Raw genomic sequence first — 3,247 nt, 5'->3', positions numbered from 1 at the left:
GGACGCGTCCGCGTCGACGCCCACGTGCGGGGGGGGGGTGGGGCGGGTGCGGGGGCGTGGTGCGGTGGGCGTGGTCCGAGTGTCAGTGGCACGTGGCAGGATCGGGTGCGTGGCAGAGACAGCATCGAAGAAGACCGACACGACCACCGGCGGCAGCCGTCCCCGGCTCATGCTCATGGACGGGCATTCGCTGGCCTACCGCGCGTTCTTCGCGCTCCCCGCGGAGAACTTCACGACCGCGACGGGCCAGCCGACGAACGCGATCTACGGCTTCGCGTCGATGCTGGCGAACACGCTGCGCGACGAGGCGCCCACCCACTTCGCGGTGGCGTTCGACGTCTCCCGCAAGACCTGGCGCTCCGAGGAGTTCACCGAGTACAAGGCGAACCGCTCGAAGACCCCCGACGAGTTCAAGGGGCAGGTCGAGCTGATCGGCGAGCTGCTCGACGCCATGCACGCCGTGCGCTTCGCCGTCGACGGCTTCGAGGCCGACGACATCATCGCCACCCTCGCCACCCAGGCCGAGGCGGAGGGCTTCGAGGTCCTCATCGTCACCGGTGACCGCGACTCCTTCCAGCTGGTCTCCGAGCACACCACCGTGCTCTACCCCACCAAGGGCGTCTCGGAGCTGACCCGGTTCACCCCGGAGAAGGTGTTCGAGAAGTACGGCCTGACGCCCGCCCAGTACCCGGACTTCGCGGCCCTGCGCGGCGACCCGTCCGACAACCTGCCCGGCATCCCCGGCGTCGGCGAGAAGACCGCCGCGAAGTGGATCAACCAGTTCGGTTCGTTCGCGGATCTGGTCGAGCGCGTCGAGGAGGTCAAGGGCAAGGCCGGGCAGAACCTCCGCGACCATCTGGAGGCCGTCAAGCTCAACCGCCGCCTCACCGAGATGGTGCGCACGGTCGATCTGCCGAGGACGGTCACCGACCTGGAGCGGGCCCCGTACGACCGCAAGGCCGTCGCGATGGTCCTCGACACCCTGGAGATCCGCAACCCGTCGCTGCGCGAGCGGCTGCTGGCCGTCGACCCGGGGGCGGAGGAGGCCGACGCCGGGCAGCCGCCCGCCGAGGGCGTCGCCGTGGACGGCACGGTCCTCGGCTCCGGAGAGCTGACCCCCTGGCTCACCGAGCACGGCACGGAGATCCTCGGGGTCGCCACCGTCGACACCTGGGCGCTCGGCACCGGCTCGGTCACCGAGATCGCGCTCGCCGCCGCCGGGGGAGCGGCCGCCTGGTTCGACCCGACCCAGCTCGACGAGACGGACGAGACCACGTGGGCGGCCTGGCTCGCCGACCCCGCGACGCCCAAGGTGTTCCACAACGCCAAGGGCGCGATGCGGGTCTTCGCCGAGCACGGCTGGACCATCGAGGGCGTCACCATGGACACCGCCCTCGCCGCGTACCTGGTCAAGCCGGGCCGTCGCTCCTTCGACCTGGACGCGCTGTCCCTGGAGTACCTCGGCAGGGAGCTGGCCCCCGCCGCCACCGCCGACGGCCAGCTGGCCTTCGGCGCGGACGACGGCGCCGAGGCCGAGGCCCTCATGGTGCAGGCCCGCGCCATCCTCGACCTGGGCGAGGCGTTCGGGCAGCGCCTGGAGGAGGTCGGCGCCGCCGAGCTGCTGCGGGACGTGGAGCTGCCGACGTCCGCGCTGCTGGCCCGCATGGAGCGCCACGGCATCGCCGCGGACCGCGCCCACCTCGAAGCCATGGAGCAGATGTTCGCCGGTGCCGTGCAGCAGGCGGTGAAGGAGGCGCACGCGGCGGCCGGGCACGAGTTCAACCTCGGCTCGCCCAAGCAGCTCCAGGAGGTCCTCTTCGGCGAGCTGGCCCTGCCCAAGACCAAGCGCACCAAGACGGGGTACACCACCGACGCGGACGCCCTGGCCTGGCTCGCCACCCAGACCGACAACGAACTGCCGGTCATCATGCTCCGCCACCGCGAGCAGGCGAAGCTCCGCGTCACCGTCGAGGGCCTGATCAAGACCATCGCGACGGACGGCCGCATCCACACCACCTTCAACCAGACGGTCGCCGCGACGGGCCGTCTGTCCTCGGTCGACCCGAACCTGCAGAACATCCCGGTCCGCACCGACGAGGGCCGGGCGATCCGCCGCGGCTTCGTCGTCGGCGAGGGCTTCGAGTCGCTGATGACGGCCGACTACAGCCAGATCGAGCTGCGGGTGATGGCGCACCTCTCCGAGGACGCGGGCCTCATCGAGGCGTTCACCTCCGGTGAGGACCTCCACACCACGGCCGCCGCCCAGGTGTTCGGGGTCGAGCCCGGCGCGGTCGACGCGGAGATGCGCCGCAAGATCAAGGCGATGTCGTACGGCCTGGCGTACGGCCTGTCGGCGTTCGGTCTGTCCCAGCAGCTGAACATCGACGCGGGGGAGGCCCGCGCCCTGATGGACGCGTACTTCGAGCGCTTCGGCGGGGTCCGGGACTATCTGCGCCGGGCGGTCGACGAGGCGCGGGCGACGGGGTACACGGCGACGCTCTTCGGCCGCCGCCGCTATCTGCCCGACCTCAACAGCGACAACCGGCAGCGCCGAGAGGCCGCCGAGCGGATGGCGCTCAACGCACCCATCCAGGGCACGGCCGCGGACATCGTCAAGATCGCCATGCTGAATGTGGGCCGCGCCCTGGAGGACGCCGGCCTCACGTCCCGCATGCTGCTCCAGGTCCACGACGAAATCGTCCTGGAGATCGCCCCCGGCGAGGGCGCCCGCGTCGAGGACCTGGTCCGCCACGAAATGTCCAACGCGGTCCACCTCCGAGCCCCCCTGGACGTCTCGGTGGGCCACGGCCCGGACTGGGAATCGGCCGCCCACTGACCCCCGAGGAGGGGCCCGACCCCACACCGGGCCCCTCCGGAGGGACGGCTTCCCCCGCTGTCCTCTCATTCCGCCGCGACGGCGCTCCGCCAGGGCGGCGGAACTGTCCCCTTACTCCGCCGCGACGGCTTTCCCGCACGACGGTGCTATCCGGCGCTGTCGAGCGGGCCGGTCGGCTCCGCCGCAACGGCGCTGCCGAGCGGACCGGCCGCCCGGCGTTCCGGTGCCCCTCTCGAGCGGCTGCTTTTCCCTGCCGTCCTCTTACTCCGCCGCTACGGCGCTTCGCTGCGACGGTGCTGCCCGGCGGTGCCGTGCCGACCGGCTGGGTCTCCGCTCCCGTGCCCTTTCCGAGGGGCTGGTTTTCCTTGCCGTCCTCTTACTCCGCGGCTACGGCGCTTCGCTGCGACGGTG

The 3,247-nt window shown here is 71.8% G+C and carries 1 protein-coding gene; it reads left to right on the top strand.

What is annotated here, in order from left to right:
* Positions 1-109 precede the first annotated feature (109 nt).
* Positions 110-2,836, top strand: a complete 2,727-nt coding sequence (gene polA / locus AOK23_RS34830; protein WP_055716532.1) for a DNA polymerase I — start codon at positions 110-112, stop codon at positions 2,834-2,836.
* The last annotated feature ends 411 nt before the right edge of the window (positions 2,837-3,247 follow it).

This window comes from Streptomyces torulosus, from assembly GCF_001419765.1.
GTDB classification, from domain to species: Bacteria; Actinomycetota; Actinomycetes; order Streptomycetales; family Streptomycetaceae; genus Streptomyces; species Streptomyces torulosus.
Note: the sequence above shows the minus strand (reverse complement) of the source record. Positions and strands in the feature narration are given on the sequence as shown.